This is a genomic window from Paracoccus rhizosphaerae, assembly GCF_026162645.1.
Taxonomy (GTDB): domain Bacteria; phylum Pseudomonadota; class Alphaproteobacteria; order Rhodobacterales; family Rhodobacteraceae; genus Paracoccus; species Paracoccus rhizosphaerae.
Genome location: NZ_JAOTBE010000077.1, coordinates 1 through 14,994 on the forward strand (window position 1 = coordinate 1; position 14,994 = coordinate 14,994).

General features: G+C 66.3%; 15 protein-coding genes. 7 read left to right on the forward strand and 8 right to left on the reverse strand.

Annotation, left to right across the window (positions count from 1 at the left end):
- Positions 1 to 635 precede the first annotated feature (635 nt).
- Positions 636 to 1,799: a cytochrome b/b6 domain-containing protein gene (locus tag OC184_RS17430; RefSeq protein WP_322630225.1), complete on the forward strand. Its 1,164-nt coding sequence runs from the start codon at positions 636 to 638 to the stop codon at positions 1,797 to 1,799.
- A 96-nt stretch (positions 1,800 to 1,895) separates the two neighbouring features.
- Complete coding sequence (locus OC184_RS17435) at positions 1,896 to 2,471, forward strand: YceI family protein (protein WP_265508423.1); 576 nt, start codon at positions 1,896 to 1,898, stop codon at positions 2,469 to 2,471.
- Positions 2,472 to 2,538: 67 nt separating this feature from the next.
- On the opposite strand, the gene OC184_RS17440 is transcribed toward OC184_RS17435, so the two are convergent.
- The 7 genes from OC184_RS17440 to OC184_RS17470 form a co-directional block, all read right to left on the reverse strand.
- Positions 2,539 to 3,546, reverse strand: coding sequence for a YeiH family protein (locus OC184_RS17440; RefSeq protein ID WP_265508424.1), 1,008 nt, complete (start codon positions 3,544 to 3,546; stop codon positions 2,539 to 2,541).
- An 80-nt stretch (positions 3,547 to 3,626) separates the two neighbouring features.
- Positions 3,627 to 4,682, reverse strand: coding sequence for a TRAP transporter substrate-binding protein DctP (dctP, locus tag OC184_RS17445; protein ID WP_265508425.1), 1,056 nt, complete (start codon positions 4,680 to 4,682; stop codon positions 3,627 to 3,629).
- Positions 4,683 to 4,703: 21 nt separating this feature from the next.
- Positions 4,704 to 5,993, reverse strand: coding sequence for a TRAP transporter large permease (locus tag OC184_RS17450; protein WP_265508426.1), 1,290 nt, complete (start codon positions 5,991 to 5,993; stop codon positions 4,704 to 4,706).
- Positions 5,993 to 6,595: a TRAP transporter small permease gene (locus OC184_RS17455; protein ID WP_265508427.1), complete on the reverse strand. Its 603-nt coding sequence runs from the start codon at positions 6,593 to 6,595 to the stop codon at positions 5,993 to 5,995. Before OC184_RS17455 ends, OC184_RS17450 begins: the two co-directional genes overlap by 1 nt.
- Before the next feature lie 58 nt (positions 6,596 to 6,653).
- Entirely contained in the window at positions 6,654 to 7,163 is a 510-nt protein-coding gene (locus OC184_RS17460; protein WP_265508428.1) for a flavin reductase family protein, read from the reverse strand.
- Positions 7,160 to 8,050, reverse strand: a complete 891-nt coding sequence (locus OC184_RS17465) for an aldo/keto reductase (protein ID WP_265508429.1) — start codon at positions 8,048 to 8,050, stop codon at positions 7,160 to 7,162. Before OC184_RS17465 ends, OC184_RS17460 begins: the two co-directional genes overlap by 4 nt.
- Positions 8,051 to 8,052: 2 nt before the next feature.
- A complete protein-coding gene (locus OC184_RS17470) occupies positions 8,053 to 9,207 on the reverse strand; it encodes an LLM class flavin-dependent oxidoreductase (protein WP_265508430.1) in 1,155 nt (384 codons plus the stop codon).
- A 161-nt stretch (positions 9,208 to 9,368) separates the two neighbouring features.
- Between OC184_RS17470 and OC184_RS17475 the strand changes: the two genes are divergently transcribed.
- The 3 genes from OC184_RS17475 (at position 9,369) to OC184_RS17485 (ending at position 12,393) form a co-directional block, all read left to right on the forward strand.
- Positions 9,369 to 10,025: a GntR family transcriptional regulator gene (locus OC184_RS17475; RefSeq protein WP_265508439.1), complete on the forward strand. Its 657-nt coding sequence runs from the start codon at positions 9,369 to 9,371 to the stop codon at positions 10,023 to 10,025.
- Between the two features lie 10 nt (positions 10,026 to 10,035).
- Positions 10,036 to 11,172 (forward strand): Gfo/Idh/MocA family protein, encoded by a 1,137-nt coding sequence (locus tag OC184_RS17480; protein ID WP_265508431.1) that lies wholly within the window; start codon positions 10,036 to 10,038, stop codon positions 11,170 to 11,172.
- A 327-nt stretch (positions 11,173 to 11,499) separates the two neighbouring features.
- Complete coding sequence (locus OC184_RS17485) at positions 11,500 to 12,393, forward strand: DMT family transporter (protein ID WP_265508433.1); 894 nt, start codon at positions 11,500 to 11,502, stop codon at positions 12,391 to 12,393.
- A 2-nt stretch (positions 12,394 to 12,395) separates the two neighbouring features.
- On the opposite strand, the gene OC184_RS17490 is transcribed toward OC184_RS17485, so the two are convergent.
- Entirely contained in the window at positions 12,396 to 12,725 is a 330-nt protein-coding gene (locus OC184_RS17490) for a DUF3140 domain-containing protein (protein ID WP_265508434.1), read from the reverse strand.
- A gap of 181 nt (positions 12,726 to 12,906) precedes the next feature.
- On the opposite strand from OC184_RS17490, the gene OC184_RS17495 reads away from it, so the two are divergent.
- Positions 12,907 to 13,911, forward strand: a complete 1,005-nt coding sequence (locus OC184_RS17495) for a glycosyltransferase family 2 protein (RefSeq protein ID WP_265508436.1) — start codon at positions 12,907 to 12,909, stop codon at positions 13,909 to 13,911.
- Between the two features lie 221 nt (positions 13,912 to 14,132).
- Positions 14,133 to 14,876 (forward strand): glycosyltransferase, encoded by a 744-nt coding sequence (locus OC184_RS17500; protein ID WP_265508437.1) that lies wholly within the window; start codon positions 14,133 to 14,135, stop codon positions 14,874 to 14,876.
- Positions 14,877 to 14,994: the final 118 nt, after the last annotated feature.

Sequence of the window (14,994 nt, forward strand, 5' to 3'; positions counted from 1 at the left end):
CAACGGATTCTATAACCCGCGCCGTCGGCACTCAGCTTTGGGAGGCAAAAGCCCTTAGGACTTCGAACGCCAAGTGGCCTAAACAAGCACTGGGAGCGGCACAAATACGCGACAGGTCCAGTGAGGAGGTGGACGAACAGCAAGCGCAATCGATCGGCAAGATCGGAGACAAACAAGACGGGGTGATTCAAAGGCCAGTACGCCCGAGAGTTCGACGTGCCTCTGCTCCGCGTATCGCCATACCGGCCAGCAGCCATGATCAGCGCCGCAACTTCAGGCCTGACACATGAAAGCATCTGATCACATGCTCAAGCCGTCCGAAAGCACCTTGCACCAAAGGGGGCATCCACACAGAGATGACGTACAACCGATGGCATAAAGCAGAGCGACGGTTTTCGACCATGAGGCGCAGTAGGTTGTCTGCGCCCCGTCCTCGACGGGGGTTTCCAAGGGGGACATGTATCTGACGGGCCCGGCGCGCGCGCTCGGCGATGCATCGATATGTCGACGCCAGTCGTCGCTCGTTCATTGGCCTTTGTCATCCGTTGTCATGCACAGCGGCTGTGCGCCCGTGGCGATCCACAAGTGGCGGGTTTTGCGCTAGACCGGCGGCAATACACTGAGGCCGAGGCATCATGTACCAAAACACAACCCACAGCTATGGCCGCGTCGCCCGCGCCTTCCACTGGCTGACCGGCCTGATCATCCTGGGCAACATCGGCCTCGGCCTTGCGGCCAGCCGCATTCCGCTGGAGCAGATCGAGCTGAAGGTCCAGCTGTTCTCGTGGCACAAGACCCTGGGCATCGCGGCGCTGACTGTGGCCAGCCTGCGCATCCTCTGGGCGCTGAGCCAGCCGCGCCCCGTCCCGGTCCATCCCGAACGGCGGGTCGAAACTTTTATCGCCGAAACCGTTCACTGGCTGCTCTACGCCTCGCTGGTGCTGGTGCCCGTGACCGGCTGGATCGAGCATGCGGCGACCGACGGCTTCGCGCCGATCCTGTGGCCCCTGGGGCAGGGCCTGCCGCTGGTGCCGAAGTCGCCGGCGCTGGCCCTGACCATGGCAGCGGTCCACCACATCTTCGCCTGGCTGCTGATCGCGTCGATCGCGCTGCATGTGGCAGGCGCGCTGAAGCACGCGCTGCTGGAGCGGGATGGCGTGCTGTCGCGGATGCTGCACGGCACCCGCGCCGGAGGGCGCCGGGCCGGCCACCACCGTCTCGCCGCACTGGCCGCCGCCGTGGTGCTGGGCACCGGCGCGGCCTATGCACTGACAACCCGCCCGCCCGAGCGTGAAGCGACCACCCGGCTGGAACAGGCGGCCTCGGACTGGCAGGTCACGGCGGGCAGCCTCGGCTTCACCGTGCGCCAGATGGGCAGCGAGGTTCAGGGCGCCTTCGACGATTGGACCGCGTCGATCACGTTCGATCCGGACAGCGGCGAAGGCCGGGTCAAGGTGCAGATCAACATGGACAGCGTGACCATCGGGACGGTCACCGACCAGGCCAAGGGCGCCGATTTCTTCGACGTCAGTCAGCACCCGGTCGCAGTCTTCGACGGCACGATCCGCCCCGAGGGCGATCGACATGTCGCCGAAGGTCCGCTGACGCTGAAGGGCCTGACCGTGCCGGTCACCCTGGTCTTCGATCTGGAAATCCGCGACGGCGTGGCGCAGATGCGCGGCCGGGCCGCCTTGGATCGCCGGAACTGGCAGGTCGGCCAGGGCTATGACGACGAATCTACAGTGGGCTTCACGGTCGATCTGGACGTCGCCCTGACCGCGCAGCGCGCGGGAACGTGATTGTGCGCAGGCTGACACCGGCTGTTCGCCCATCACCAATTGCCTGAATCGAAACGCCCCGTGATGGTGCACGGGCAAGAAACGGAGAGCTTTCCCATGATCAAGACCACCGCCCTGACCGCCGCCGCCTTCGCCGTGACCGCGGGTGCCGCCCTGGCCGAACCGCAAACCTACAGCTTCGACACGGCGCACAGCCAGGTCGTGTTCGACTATACCCACCTGGGCTTCTCGACCACGACCGGGATGTTCAGCGGGATCGACGGCACCATCAGCTTCGACGCCGAAAATCCGGCCAACTCCTCGGTCGAGGCGACCTTCCCCGTCACCTCTCTGATGACCGGCGACGAGGCTCGGGACGAGCATTTCCTAACCGACGACTTCTTCGGCGCCGAAGCCGCCCCCGAGGTGACCTTCACCTCGACCTCGATCGAAGTGACCGGCGACAACACCGCGCTGATCACCGGCGACCTGACCCTGAACGGCATCACCAAGGAGGTCGTTCTGGACACGGTCCTGAACCAGCAGGGCGAACACCCGATGGAAAACAAGCCGTGGCTGGGCTTCGACGCCACCACGACGCTGCTGCGCAGCGATTTCAACATGGCCATGTTCGCCCCCGCCGTGTCGGACGAGGTCGAGGTCGCCATCTCGGTCGAGGCGATGGCCGAGTAAACGCGCCTTCGAACGCATCGACCCGCGACCGCCCGGTCGCGGGTCCTTTTACGTCCCTAGGGTCGCGTCAGACCAGTTCCAGAAGGACCGGCAGCAGCACCAGCGCCGCCAGCAGCGCCGTCTGCCCGAACAGCATCAAGATCGCCGCCGGCCCGACATCGGCCAGCCGCGCCAGCGAGGTCTTCATGCCGACCGCGGCCACCGCCGCCACCAGCACCGCCCGCGACAGCACCGACGCCGCCTCGGTCACGCTCACCGGCACGACATGGAAGGAATTCGCCGCGGCCAGCAGCAGGAAAGCCAGCACGAAGCCCGGCATGATCGGCGGACGCTGACCTCCAGGGTTGCGGCGGCGCAGCACCAGCGCCGCGATCAGTACGACGGGGGCCAGCATCGTCACGCGGATCAGCTTGACGAGGGTGGCCAGGTCGCCTGTCTCCTCGGACACGGAGTAGCCCGCGCCCACCACCTGCGCGACGTCATGGATGGTCCCGCCCAGGAACAGCCCGCTGTCATGCGCGTCCATCCCCAGCATCGCCGTCAGCGCCGGGTAGAGGATCATCGCCACAGTCGACAGCGCCGTCACCGTGATGACGGTGAACGACAGGTCGCGCTCGGCCGTGTCGCGCGGCGGCAGGACGGACGAGATCGCCATCGCGGCCGATGCCCCGCAGATCGCCACCGCGCCGCCGGTCAGAAGACCGAAGGCCCGGTCTCGGCCCAGATACCGCGCCAGCGCCACCGACAGCAGGATCAGCGTCGCGATCGACAGCGCGATCAGCGCCACGAATGGCCAGCCGATCCGCGCCACCATGTCCAGCGACACCCGCAACCCCAAAAGCGCCACACCGATGCGCAGAAGCCCACGCGCCGCGAATTCGATCCCCGGACCGGCGCGGTCGTCCTCGGCCAGGAAATGCAGCGGCATGCCCAGCAAAATCGCCATCAGCATGACCGGTACGCCGTAATGGCCGGACAGGAATTGCGCGGCCATCGCCACCGTCACGGCCAGCGTGAGGCCGGGCGCCAGCAGGCGCGCGCGGTTGGTCAAGTGCGGAGCGGCGGTCAGGCGCATCGGCGACGTTTCCTTGGGGCGGATTGAAAAAGGGGCCGGACGGCCCCTTCAGGTCGTGCATGGAAAAGGCGTGGCGGCCCTTACTGGATGTCGCGGCTGCGTTCCTCGGCCAGTTCGGACTCGGCCTGCTGGACGGCCTCGCGGAACGTGGCGAGGATCTCCTCTCCGCCGTCGACATTGGTGGTGAACCAGTCATAGACTGGGGCCGCCGCCTCGGCAAAGGCGGCCTTTTCCTCGGGCGAGGGCACATAAAGGTCGCCGCCGCCTTCCACGAACTCCTCGTAGGCGGCGATGGACTTGCGCTTGGGCGAAGCGAAGGTCGCCTGCTGCAGCTGCGCAAAGCCGTCGACGACGACGCGGCGCAGATCCTCGGGCAGCGACATGAACGTCTCGTTCGACATCCACCACATCGCGCCCATGTAGGCGTGGTTGTCCAGCGTCAGGTATTGAAGCCCGGCCTCGGGAAAGCGCATTGACATGATGTCGGTGATGCCGTTCGCCGTTCCCTCGACCACGCTGGTCTGCAGCGAGGTGAACAGCTCGGGCCACGGGATTGGCGTGGGCGAGGCGCCGAGCGCGCGCACCAGTTCCTGCGGCAGGTCGGCCACGACCGTGCGCATCTTCAGCCCTTCGATGTCGGCGGGGGTCTGGATGCGGCGTTCGGTGTTGGCGAAGTTGCGCCAGCCACCGGTATTGCCGATGGTCATCAGCCGCAGCATGCCACCCGAATCCTCCAGCGCCATGTCGCGCAGGGTGCGGGGGAAGTCACCGGTCAGCACGCGTTCCGCCACCCGGTCGTCGGCCATGATGTAGGGCAGGTCCAGCACCTGGACATAGGGAAACAGCCCCGCCGCCCCGTCCGAGGTCGAGATGTAGACATCGATCGAGCCGTCGGCCACGCCCTGCAGACATTCCGCCCCGTTCGAGCAGAGCTGCGTGCCCATGTAGATCTCGACCTCGATGGCGCCGTTCGAGGCGGCCTCGACATAAGACTTGAAGACCTGAAGGCCGTCGTAATCCTCGTCGTTCTCGTTGGAATTGGCCACGGCGCGCAGGGTATATTCGGCGTCCTGCGCCAGGACCGGCGTCGCGGTCAGCGCCAGCGTGGCCATCAGTGTCAGGCTTGTTCTCAGCATGGTTTCTCCTCCATTTGGGTATCAGTCGGCAAAGCCGGTCAGGCGCGGAATGGTCATGGAGATGGCCGGGACATAGGTGATCAGGAAGATCACCGCGACCTCGACCGCCAGGAACGGCAGGATGGCGCGGGCGATGGTCGTCACCCTCTCGCCCGAAACGGCGGAGGCCACGAAAAGGACCAACCCCATCGGCGGCGTCGCCAGCCCCACCGTCAGGTTGACCGACATGATGATGGCGAAATGCACGCTGTCGACGCCCATCCCGATGAAGACCGGTCCCAGGATCGGCGCCAGGATGATGATCGCCGGACCTGCGTCCAGGAACATGCCCACCACGAACAGCAGCAGGTTGATCAGCAGCAGCAGAAGCAACGGGTCGGCCGTCAGCGTCAGGATCCAGTCGGCCATCATCTGCGGCGTCTGCGACAGCGACACGACGGTCTTGAACGACATCGCCGCGCCGACCAGCAGCAGGACCACCGCCGATGTCAGCGCCGCCCGCCCCAGCACGTCGGGCAGTTCCGAAAACGTCATCGTCCGCAGGACGAAGAGGCTGATGATCAGGGCATAGACGACGGACACGGCGGCGGCCTCGGTCGGCGTGAAGACGCCGCCCAGGATGCCGCCCAGGATGATCACCGGCGTCATCAGCGGGAAGAACGCCTTGAGGCTGGCGCGTCCACGGTCGGGCCAGCTGTAGCGGGCCGAGGCAACGGGGAAGTCATAGCGGTCCGCCATCAGCTTGATGACCAGCATCAGGCCAAGGCCCACCAGCACGCCCGGCACCAGCCCGGCCAGGAACAGCGCCGCGACGCTTTCGCCCATTACATAGGCATAGATGATCATGATGCCCGATGGGGGGATGATCGGACCGATGACCGAACTGGCGGCGGTGATGGCAGCAGCGAAGCGGCGCGTATAGCCCTGCTTCTCCATCGCCGGGATCAGCATCGAGCCCAGTGCGCTGGTATCGGCCACGGCCGATCCCGAGAGCCCCGCGAACAGCATCGACGACAGCACGTTCACATGCGCCAGCCCGCCGCGGAAATGGCCCATCAGGGCCTGAGCGAATTCGACCAGGCGGGTGGTGATGCCGCCGCGGTTCATCACCTCTCCGGCCAGCATGAAGAAGGGGATGGCCATCAGCGGGAAGCTGTCCATCCCGTTGTAGAGGTTGCGGTAAAGCAGCGTCAGATCGCGTTCCTGGCCGTTCAGCCACAGGATGATCCCAGGTGCGGCCAGCATCCCGAAAAAGACCGGCAGCCCGACCAGCAGAAAGACCAGGAACAGCGGCATGAACCAGATCAGCATCAGTCGACCCCCCGGATGCCGGTATCCATGCCATCGCCCATCGGGATCGGCGGCAGGCCACGCGCGCCGAACAGGTCGGCCAGGTTGCGCAGGATCAGCTCGACGCAGACGCTGATCATCAGGACCAGACCGACGGGGATCGAGGCCATCATCCAGGACCGCGGGACCCGGTACCATTCCGTCATGTCCCAGCTGACAGGCAGGAACAGCGATGCGCTGGCGAAGCGACCGCCAAGACCCGTCACCTCGCGCCAGCCGATCTGCAGGGCGAAGACCAGCACCAGCAGCGAAACCGCCAGCAAGATCAGGTTCAGCAGCAGCGCCGGCATCCGCGGCAGCATCGCTGGCAGCACGTCGATGGCGACGAAGCCGCTGCGGCGGAAGGCGGTGGGCGCCATCAGGCCGGTCATCCACAGCATGCAGAAACGCGCGGCCTCGTCAGGCCAGGCCAGCGCGCCGTTCAGCGCATAGCGGAAGACGACTTGGACGATCGTTACCGCGACCATGATCGCGATGGCGACGATGCCCACGGCGCGGCCGGCCTTCAGCACCCGCTCGTTGATCCAGGACAGCGGCCGGACCACGCCTAGCATGCGGCTCATTCATACCCCTCCCAAGGTCCCTGCTGCGCCGCCCGCTCCTCCGCAGGCGGCGTCTTGTTCAGTTGACGGCCAGAGTCGCGACCCTGCCGCCGAAGAAGGCCAAGGGCTCTCCGTCGCTGATCGTCGCCCGCAGCACCCGGCCGACGACGATGACGTGATCGCCCGCCTCGTGCATCGCCTGCTGGCGGCAGTCGAAGCGTGCCAGGCACCGGTTCAGCACCGGCACCCCTTCGGCGTTCACGTCATGGTCGCGCGATGACACCGCGTTGCGGTCGCGGGCCACGGCCCAGGCCAGTTCGGACTGGTCCGCCGCCAGGACGTGGATCGCATAGTGTTCGGCCTGCGCGAATGCGGGATAGCGCGCGCTGTGCAGCGAGGGCGACCACAGCACCAGCGGCGGGTCCATCGACAGCGACGAAAAGCTGTTGGCCGTGATCGCGACGCAGCCCTCGGGGCTGGCGGCGGTCACGACGGTCACGCCGGTGGCGAACCGCCCGAAGGCATCGCGCAACAGCCGCCCGTTCTCGGGGTCGGGGACAAAGCTGCGGGCCTCGTCGCTTCGGGTCATGGCACCTCCTGGCCAGTGGCGGCTTCGTAAAGCTGGAACCACTGCACGCGCGACAGCGTCACACTCTGCGCCTCGGCGATCCTGGCGATCCGCGCAAGCGAATTCGTGCCCAGCACCGGCAGGATTCGGGCCGGGTGGCGCAGCAGGAACGCGACCGCCACGGCCGAACGGTCGGTGCCGAAGCCCTCCGCTATCTCGTCCATCAGCTTGCCCAGCCTGCCGTGGTCCGTCATCAGCCGCCCGCCCCCCAGGGGCGACCAGGCCATGACCGGGTCGCGGCGGCGCTGGTGGAAGGCCAGGTCGCCGTTCGTGAAGGGCGCAGGCGCGGCCAACGAGATCTCGATCTGGTTGGTGACCAGCGGCGTCTGCATCCCCGACTGCAGCAGTTCCACGTCCCAAGGGCGAAAGTTCGACACGCCGACCGCGCGCACCTTCCCCTCGGTCACCAGCGCATCCAACGTGCCGCCGGTCTCATCCGCGTCCATCAGCGGGTCGGGGCGGTGGACCAGCAGCAGGTCGATCCGGTCGATGCCCATGTCGCGCAGCGAGTTCTCGACCGAGGCGCGGATGTGACCCGCCGAAGTGTCGTAATGCTTGCAGGCCACGTCCGCGTGCTTGCCGATCGGCGCGACGATGTCGCACTTGGTGACGATCTCCAGCCGGTCGCGCAGGCCGGGGGCCTGGCGCAGCGCCGCGCCCAGGATCGCTTCGGCGGTATAGTCGCCATAGATGTCGGCCTGATCCATCGTGGTGATGCCCTGGTTCAGGCAGGCCTCGACCTTGGCCTGAACATGGGCGGGGCTGGTGTCGGCGTCGTCGCCGATCCGCCACATGCCATAGACAAGGCGCGACAGGGACAGGTCTTCGGTCAGGTTCACGCGGTCCATGTTCAGCGCCTTTCGCCGGTGCCCAGGGGCGTTGCGGGGGTCGTGTCGGGCACCCTGCCCCACACCCTGTTCAACTGGCAGGTCTTCATCTGCGGCAGGACGCGGCTGCCGAAATGTTCGGCCTCCTCGATATGGGGATAGCCCGACAGGATGAAGGCACGCACGCCCATGCGCTGCAGCTCCTCGAGCTTCGACAGCACCTGATCGGTCGAACCGACGATGGCCGCGCCGCATCCCGAACGCGCCCGGCCGACACCAGTCCACAGGTTCGGCTCGATATAGCCTTCCAGGTCCGCCAGTTCGCGGTTCCTCGCCTGCCGGCTGACGCCGAGCGATCCGGCGTCCAGCGCCCGTTCGCGGATCAGGCGCCCCTGGTCGTCGTCCAGTTGGCTGACCAGTTCGCGGGCGTATTCGCGGGCCTCGGCCTCGGTGTCGCGGACGATGACATGGGCGCGGAAGCCGTAATCCAGCGTCCGGCCATGCTTTTCGGCCGCGGCGTGGGCGGCCTTCATCCGGTCGGCGATGTCCTCGGTCTTTTCGGGCCACATCAGGTACACATCGCAGTGCTGCCCGCAGAGGTCCAGCGCATCCGGCGAGTAGCCCCCGAAATAGAGCATCGGGCCGTTCGTCTGATAGGGCCGCGCCGGGTCTGTCGTCAGGTCGCTGAAGTCATAGACCTGGCCGTGATAGTCGATCCTGTCCTGCGTCCAGGCCTGCTTGAGGATCTCGACCACTTCGCGGCTTCGCTGATAGCGGAACGGGCTGGGTTCCTTCTGGCCCGGAAAGTCGCTGCTGATGATGTTGACCGTCAGGCGCCCCTCCAGCATGTGGTCCAGCGTCGCGATGGTCCGGGCCAGCATGATCGGCTGCATCTCTCCGCAGCGGACGGCGGCCAGCAGATTGATGCGGTCGGTGATCGGCGCACAGCCCGCCACGAAGGACAGCGTATCCTGCCCCACCTGATAGGACGATGGGCAGAGGATGTTGCCGAAGCCCTGCGCCTCTACCGTCTTCACGATGTCGCTGCAGTGCGCCCAGGACGACCGCAGATCGCCTTCCGGCACGCCCAGGTGGCGGAAATCATCCGAGCAAAGGGCCGAGAACCAGGCCACCTCGACCTGGTCCAGATCGGCCGAGGTCACGGGTACGACGGTCATGGGCTCCTCCTCTGAATCGGCCGCTGATTTCCCTTTTGTTAGCGTCGTCCTTGATGTAGATCAATGGTGCATCAATTTTTTTCGGAGAGATCGTGACGGCCTCGGAATCATCGGTGGTGCAGCGGTCAGACGCGCTGCCGATCCATCTGCAGATCAGCGAGATGATGATTCGCGACATCGCCGCGGGGCGCCTGGTCGATGGCCAGAAGCTGCCGCCCGAACGCCAGATGGCCGAGGCGCATGGCACCACTGTCCGTACGCTGCGCAAGGCGCTGGCCGAACTGGAACAGCAGGGGCTGCTGGACCGGCGGCAGGGCTCGGGCAACTATATCCGCGCGGGCGGGACGGCTCGGTCGGTCTATTCCATGTTCCGGTTGGAACATGCCCAAGGCGGCGGCGGCCTGCCCAACGCGCGCATCCTGTCGGTGGATTTCCTGGCCAAGGACGACCGACAGCCGGCCTATGGCACCTCGGATCACGGGACACGCTTTCGCCGCCTGCGGTTCCTGGATGACGTGGTCATCGCGGTCGAGGAGATCTGGCTGGACGGCGGTGCCGGGCGCGTTCCGCGCGACCTGGTGCAGGATTCGCTCTACCTGACCTATAAGCGGGCGCTGAAGCTGTGGATCACGCGGGCCGAGGATCGCGTGGGGCTGGGCCGTGTCCCCGACTGGTCGCCGCCCGAATTTCCGCTGCAACCCGGCAGCACCACCGCCTATGTCCAGCGGCTGTCCTGGAGCCAGCCGGTCGCCGCGGTCGAGTTTTCCCGCACCTGGTACGACACCGAAAAGGCGCTCTATGTGCAGCGCCTCATCTGAGGAGACATCCATGACCACCCACACGCTTTGCCAGCCGCGGACCCGCACGATCACCTACGGGATCATCGGCTGCGGCATGATGGGCCAGGAACACCTGCGAAACATCGCACTGCTGCCCGGCACGGCCATCGGCACCATCTTCGAACCCGATGCCGGCATGCGCGCCCGCGCCGCCCGCATCGCCCAGAAGGCGCGTTTCGCCGACAGCATCGAGGATCTGCTTGGGGACGAGGATCTGGACTGCCTGCTGATCGCCAGTCCGAACTTCCGCCATGTCGAACAGCTGCAGGCGATTGCCGCCCGCCGCCCGCTGCCGGTGCTGGTCGAAAAGCCGCTGTTCACGAGCCCCGAGGATCTGGCCGCGGTCGATGCGCTTGCCGCGACCTATCCCGCGCCGGTCTGGGTGGCGATGGAATACCGCTATATGCCGCCGGTCGCCCGGATGCTGCAGATGGCCGAGGCCGCAACCGGCGGCATCCGCATGCTGACGATCCGCGAACACCGCTTCCCATTCCTGCAGAAGGTCGGCGACTGGAACCGCTTCAACCGCTTCACCGGCGGGACCTTCGTCGAGAAGTGCTGCCATTTCTTCGACCTGATGCGGCTTGCCATCGGCTCGGACCCGGTCCGGGTCATGGCGATGGGGGGCCAGGCGCTGAACCACCTGGACGAGACGCACCTGGACGAGGTTCCCGACATCTTCGACCACGGCTATGTCACGGTCGAATTCGCGAACGGCGTCCGCGCCATGCTGGAATTGTGCATGTTCGCCGAAGGTGCGCGTTACCAGGAAGAGATCACCGCCATCGGCCCCAAGGGCAAGATCGAGGCGCTGGTCCCCGGCCCCACCCGCTTCTGGCCCCGAGAGCTGGGACAGCCGCCCGTGGCGCAAGTCGTCGTGTCGCCCCGCCATCCCAAGGGTCCGCAGGTCCACGAGATTCCGGTCGACCCGGCGCTGCTGGATGCGGGCGACCACAACGGCTCGACCTTCTACCAGCACCAGCGCTTCCTGGAGCTGGTGCGGGGCGAGCGTGCCGCGCCCGAGGTGTCGGTCGAGGACGGGAAATGGGCGGTCCGGATGGGGCTGGCCGCGCAGCAGTCGATGACCGAGCGGCGCATGGTCGAGCTTGATGCCGTCGCCGTCTGACGGGGCGCGGCCGGCGCCGGGTGGCGCCTGAGTGTTGATCCCGCCGGCCGTCCGCCGCGCTTGATGATGGCTTTCGGCCCGCCCGCACATTGCCGAAATCACACCGGCCCCCGTCGCCGTCGGGGGTCGCGAAGTCGCGGTCCTTGGCAAGAGGCGACGGTGGAACTCTCGCCCTCATTGCCCCTGGCATTGGTCAGGACGGACAGCAACGGGATGTCGATCCGCACTACCCTTGGCAGCAGTTGCATGGCGTGCAAAGGAGGAGGAACGATCATTTCTGCCGGAAGCGACATGTCCCCTGCTGCATCGCCTCTCAAGGGCATCTTCATGAAGTGCACCAGCGTGGCGGTCTTCACCCTGATGGCCGCGCTGATCAAGGCCACGTCAGAGACGGTGCCGCCGGGTCAACAGGTCTTCTTCAGGTCGTTCTTCGCGCTGCCGGTCATATTCGTGTGGCTGGCCTGGCGCCGCGAACTGGGCGTCGGCCTGCGCACCAGACAGCCTATGGGCCACCTGTGGCGCGGCATGCTCGGCACCGGCGCGATGGTCCTGAACTTCTGGGCGCTGTCGCTTCTGACCTTCCCCGAGGTAACGGCCATCGGCTATGCCTCGCCGCTGCTGGTCGTGGTTCTGGCCGGGCTGTTTCTGGGCGAGAACGTGCGCGCCTTCCGCCTTGGGATGGTGGGGCTGGGGCTGACCGGCGTCCTGACCGTGCTGTCCCCCCAGCTTCTGCAGGTCGGGGGCGGGGGCACGATGCGCGGCTGGGGTGCGGCGATCGCGCTTGGCGGGGCCTTCTGCGCCGCGTTGGCCCAGATCTTCGTGCGCAAGCTGGTGCAGGGCGAACAGGTGGCGGCGATCGTCTTCTGGTTCTCGGTCACGTCGTCGGTCATCGGGCTGGCCAGCCTGCCCTGGGGCTGGACGATGCCAGACATGCGCACGGGCGGGATGCTTGTCATGGCGGGCCTGATGGGAGGCTTTGCACAGATCCTGCTGACCGCCTCCTATCGGCATGCCGATGCGTCGATCATCGCGCCCTTCGACTATGTCTCGATGCTGCTCGCCGTGATCATCGGCTGGTGGATCTTCGACGAACGCGTGACCCTGCCCGTCCTGATCGGCGCCATGCTGGTCATCACGGCGGGGATCCTGATCATCTGGCGCGAACACAGGCTGGGGCTGGAACGGACGCGCCAGCGCCGGGCGGGAACGCCCCCGACCTGAGGTCACTTCAGGGGGTCATGCCCCCAGTTCATCAGCGAATACCGCCACTTGCTGTGTTCCTTGTCGTCCTTGGGGCCGCCCTGCGCCGCGTGCCGCTTGATATAGCCGACCACCTTGGACATATGCGACCAGTCGTCATCGTTCAGGTCGGCCTTCTTCTTGTCCTTGATCTCCAGGATGTGGCGACCGGACTTGTGGCCGGTGCTCTCGCCCTCTCCCTGGGTGTCGCCCACGGCCTTGCTGTCGTCGGTGTCCAGCCACTTGCGCAGCTCGGACGGGGTCATGTTGACCAGGTCCTGCCACTCGCTCCAGATCTCGTCATGGGATTTCATACGCGTCTCCTTTGGCATCGAACCCGCATGACGGCCCCCGGTTCCTTGACCCGCTGCCCGCTTCGCGGCCAGTCCCGCATGCTCTGTCAGCAAATCGTTGCACGGGCGCGCTAATGGGCGGGGCCGGCTTGCGGACAGCCGCGTTCTCCCGCAAAATGCATGCGATTACGAAGGGGCCACCATGGACAAAGTCGCCGTCATCATTCCGGCACACAATGCACGCCGGACGATCGCCCAGGCGATCAGGTCAGCGCTGGCCGAACCCGAGGTGGCCGAGGTCGTGGTCGTGGACGATGCCTCGGGCGACGACACCGCCGCGATCGCGCGTGCGGCGGACGATGGCAGCGGCCGGTTGCAGGTCATGGTGCTGACCGACAATGTCGGCCCGGCCCAGGCGCGGAACCTGGCCATCCGCGCCTCGGCCGCACCCTGGATCGCGATCCTGGATTCGGACGATGCCTTCCTGCCGGGGCGCTTCCGCCGGCTGTTCGCCCATCAGGGCTGGGACTTGGCAGCCGACAACATCGCGCTGGTGCCCGACCGCCTGCGCCATGATCCAGCCGCGCTGACGCCGCCGCAGTTCTCGGCCGATCCGCAGATGCTGTCGCTGACCGACTTCATCGCCGGCAACCTGCCCTCGGGCGGGATGGGCCGGAACGAGACCGGGCTTCTGAAGCCGGTCATCTCGCGTGCGCTGCTGGCGCGGACCGGTCTGCAATACGACAAGAGCCTGCGCCTTGGCGAGGACTTCATCCTCTATGTCAGGCTGATGGCGCAGGGGGCGCGGTTCCTGACGATCCGCTCCTGCGGCTATGTGGCCTTCCAGCGGGGTGATTCGCTCAGCGCGCATCACCGGACTGAGGATCTGGGGAATTACTCGCGCGCTGCCCGTCAGATCCTGGCCACCGAGACGCTTCCGCCCGAAGCTCGCGAGATGTTGACCCGGCAAGAGATGTTGACCCGCAACAAGTATCACCACCGCCTGTTCCTCGACTGGAAGTCGCGCGGCGGCCTGCGCCACGCGGCTGTCCAGGCGCTGAGCAACCCGGCCCGGATCTGGCCGATCCTGCGGCTGACGGCCCGCGACAAGCATATGGCGCTGATGCGGCGGCTTGGGCTGGCGGCGGTGCCGCACGACGCTGTCAAGGTGAGATACCTGCTGGAGGCGCGCGCGGATCAGGGATGATGCCGATGGCGGTGCCCCTGCCGGAATAGGGGCAGACTGATGCCTGTTTCATCAGCCCCTGCGGCGGTAACCATGTTCTCAGACCTTCAGTGGACCTTTGTTCCGCGACAAGTTAAGAAATACGGTGATCGGCCTGTTACAAAGCTGTGCAAATGGTGACAGCCGTCCCCTTTCGTTCCGGGGGCCGGTGGTAAGTTTTTTGACCAAGGAGATGCGGGCAGGTGCTTGTAACCTATCTGGCGCATGATCTGGACGACCCCTCGAGCTGGCGCAGGGTCGAGATGCTGACGCGCGGAGGCGCGCAGGTCCGTGTGGCCGGCTTCCGCCGCGGCGACGGTCCCCTGCCCCAACCTGCCATGGTCCTCGGCCGCACGGCGAACGGCCGCATGGTCCAGCGGCTTGCAGCGGTCGCCGCTGCCCTGCCAAGGATTGCGCGGCTGGTGCCCCCGCCCAATGGCCCCGAGGTCGTCTTGGCGCGCAACCTTGAAATGCTGATGCTGGGGGCCGCGCTTCAGCGCCGCCGCCCGTTGCGCCTCGTCTACGAGCTTCTGGACATCCACGCGATGGTTCTGGGTTCCGGCGCAAAGTCCCGCGCCATCCGCAAGGTCGAGGCGGCGCTGATGCGCCGCGCGTCGCTTGTGGTCGTGTCGTCGCCCGCCTTCCTGACCCGCTACCTGGACGATTACGGCCAGCCGAAGATTCCGTCCCTGCTGGTCGAGAACAAGCCCTTCGCCGAAGCCATGCCTGCGACCTTGACCCCTGCCCCGCGGCCTGGGGGGCCTCTGGTCATTGGGTGGTTCGGAATGCTGCGCTGCCGTTTTTCGCTCGATGCGCTGGACCGGCTGACGCGGGCAGAGCCCGGCCGCTTCAAGGTGATCCTGCGAGGCAAGCCGGCGCTGGACGTGCTGCCGGGCTTCCATGATGTCATGGCGGCCAATCCCGACCTGGAGTTTCATGGTCCCTAGGGTCCATCCCTATAAATTTCTATTGAATGGCAGCGTGTTGAGTGATTCACGCTGGTCATGAGCAAAAGAGACAAGAGATATTTCTGGCTAAGCGCGCAACAGATGCGTCGGATGCAGC

Excerpts from the sequence above, each read along its gene's own strand:
- OC184_RS17430 (WP_322630225.1), top strand. The coding sequence starts at position 636 with ATGTACCAAAACACAACCCACAGCTATGGCCGCGTCGCCCGCGCCTTC.
- OC184_RS17440 (WP_265508424.1), bottom strand. The coding sequence starts at position 3,546 with ATGCGCCTGACCGCCGCTCCGCACTTGACCAACCGCGCGCGCCTGCTG.
- OC184_RS17480 (WP_265508431.1), top strand. The coding sequence starts at position 10,036 with ATGACCACCCACACGCTTTGCCAGCCGCGGACCCGCACGATCACCTAC.
- OC184_RS17450 (WP_265508426.1), bottom strand. The coding sequence starts at position 5,993 with ATGCTGATCTGGTTCATGCCGCTGTTCCTGGTCTTTCTGCTGGTCGGG.
- OC184_RS17465 (WP_265508429.1), bottom strand. The coding sequence starts at position 8,050 with ATGGACCGCGTGAACCTGACCGAAGACCTGTCCCTGTCGCGCCTTGTC.
- OC184_RS17470 (WP_265508430.1), bottom strand. The coding sequence starts at position 9,207 with ATGACCGTCGTACCCGTGACCTCGGCCGATCTGGACCAGGTCGAGGTG.
- OC184_RS17435 (WP_265508423.1), top strand. The coding sequence starts at position 1,896 with ATGATCAAGACCACCGCCCTGACCGCCGCCGCCTTCGCCGTGACCGCG.
- OC184_RS17460 (WP_265508428.1), bottom strand. The coding sequence starts at position 7,163 with ATGACCCGAAGCGACGAGGCCCGCAGCTTTGTCCCCGACCCCGAGAAC.
- OC184_RS17455 (WP_265508427.1), bottom strand. The coding sequence starts at position 6,595 with ATGAGCCGCATGCTAGGCGTGGTCCGGCCGCTGTCCTGGATCAACGAG.
- OC184_RS17490 (WP_265508434.1), bottom strand. The coding sequence starts at position 12,725 with ATGAAATCCCATGACGAGATCTGGAGCGAGTGGCAGGACCTGGTCAAC.
- OC184_RS17475 (WP_265508439.1), top strand. The coding sequence starts at position 9,369 with ATGATGATTCGCGACATCGCCGCGGGGCGCCTGGTCGATGGCCAGAAG.
- OC184_RS17485 (WP_265508433.1), top strand. The coding sequence starts at position 11,500 with ATGAAGTGCACCAGCGTGGCGGTCTTCACCCTGATGGCCGCGCTGATC.
- OC184_RS17495 (WP_265508436.1), top strand. The coding sequence starts at position 12,907 with ATGGACAAAGTCGCCGTCATCATTCCGGCACACAATGCACGCCGGACG.
- dctP (WP_265508425.1), bottom strand. The coding sequence starts at position 4,682 with ATGCTGAGAACAAGCCTGACACTGATGGCCACGCTGGCGCTGACCGCG.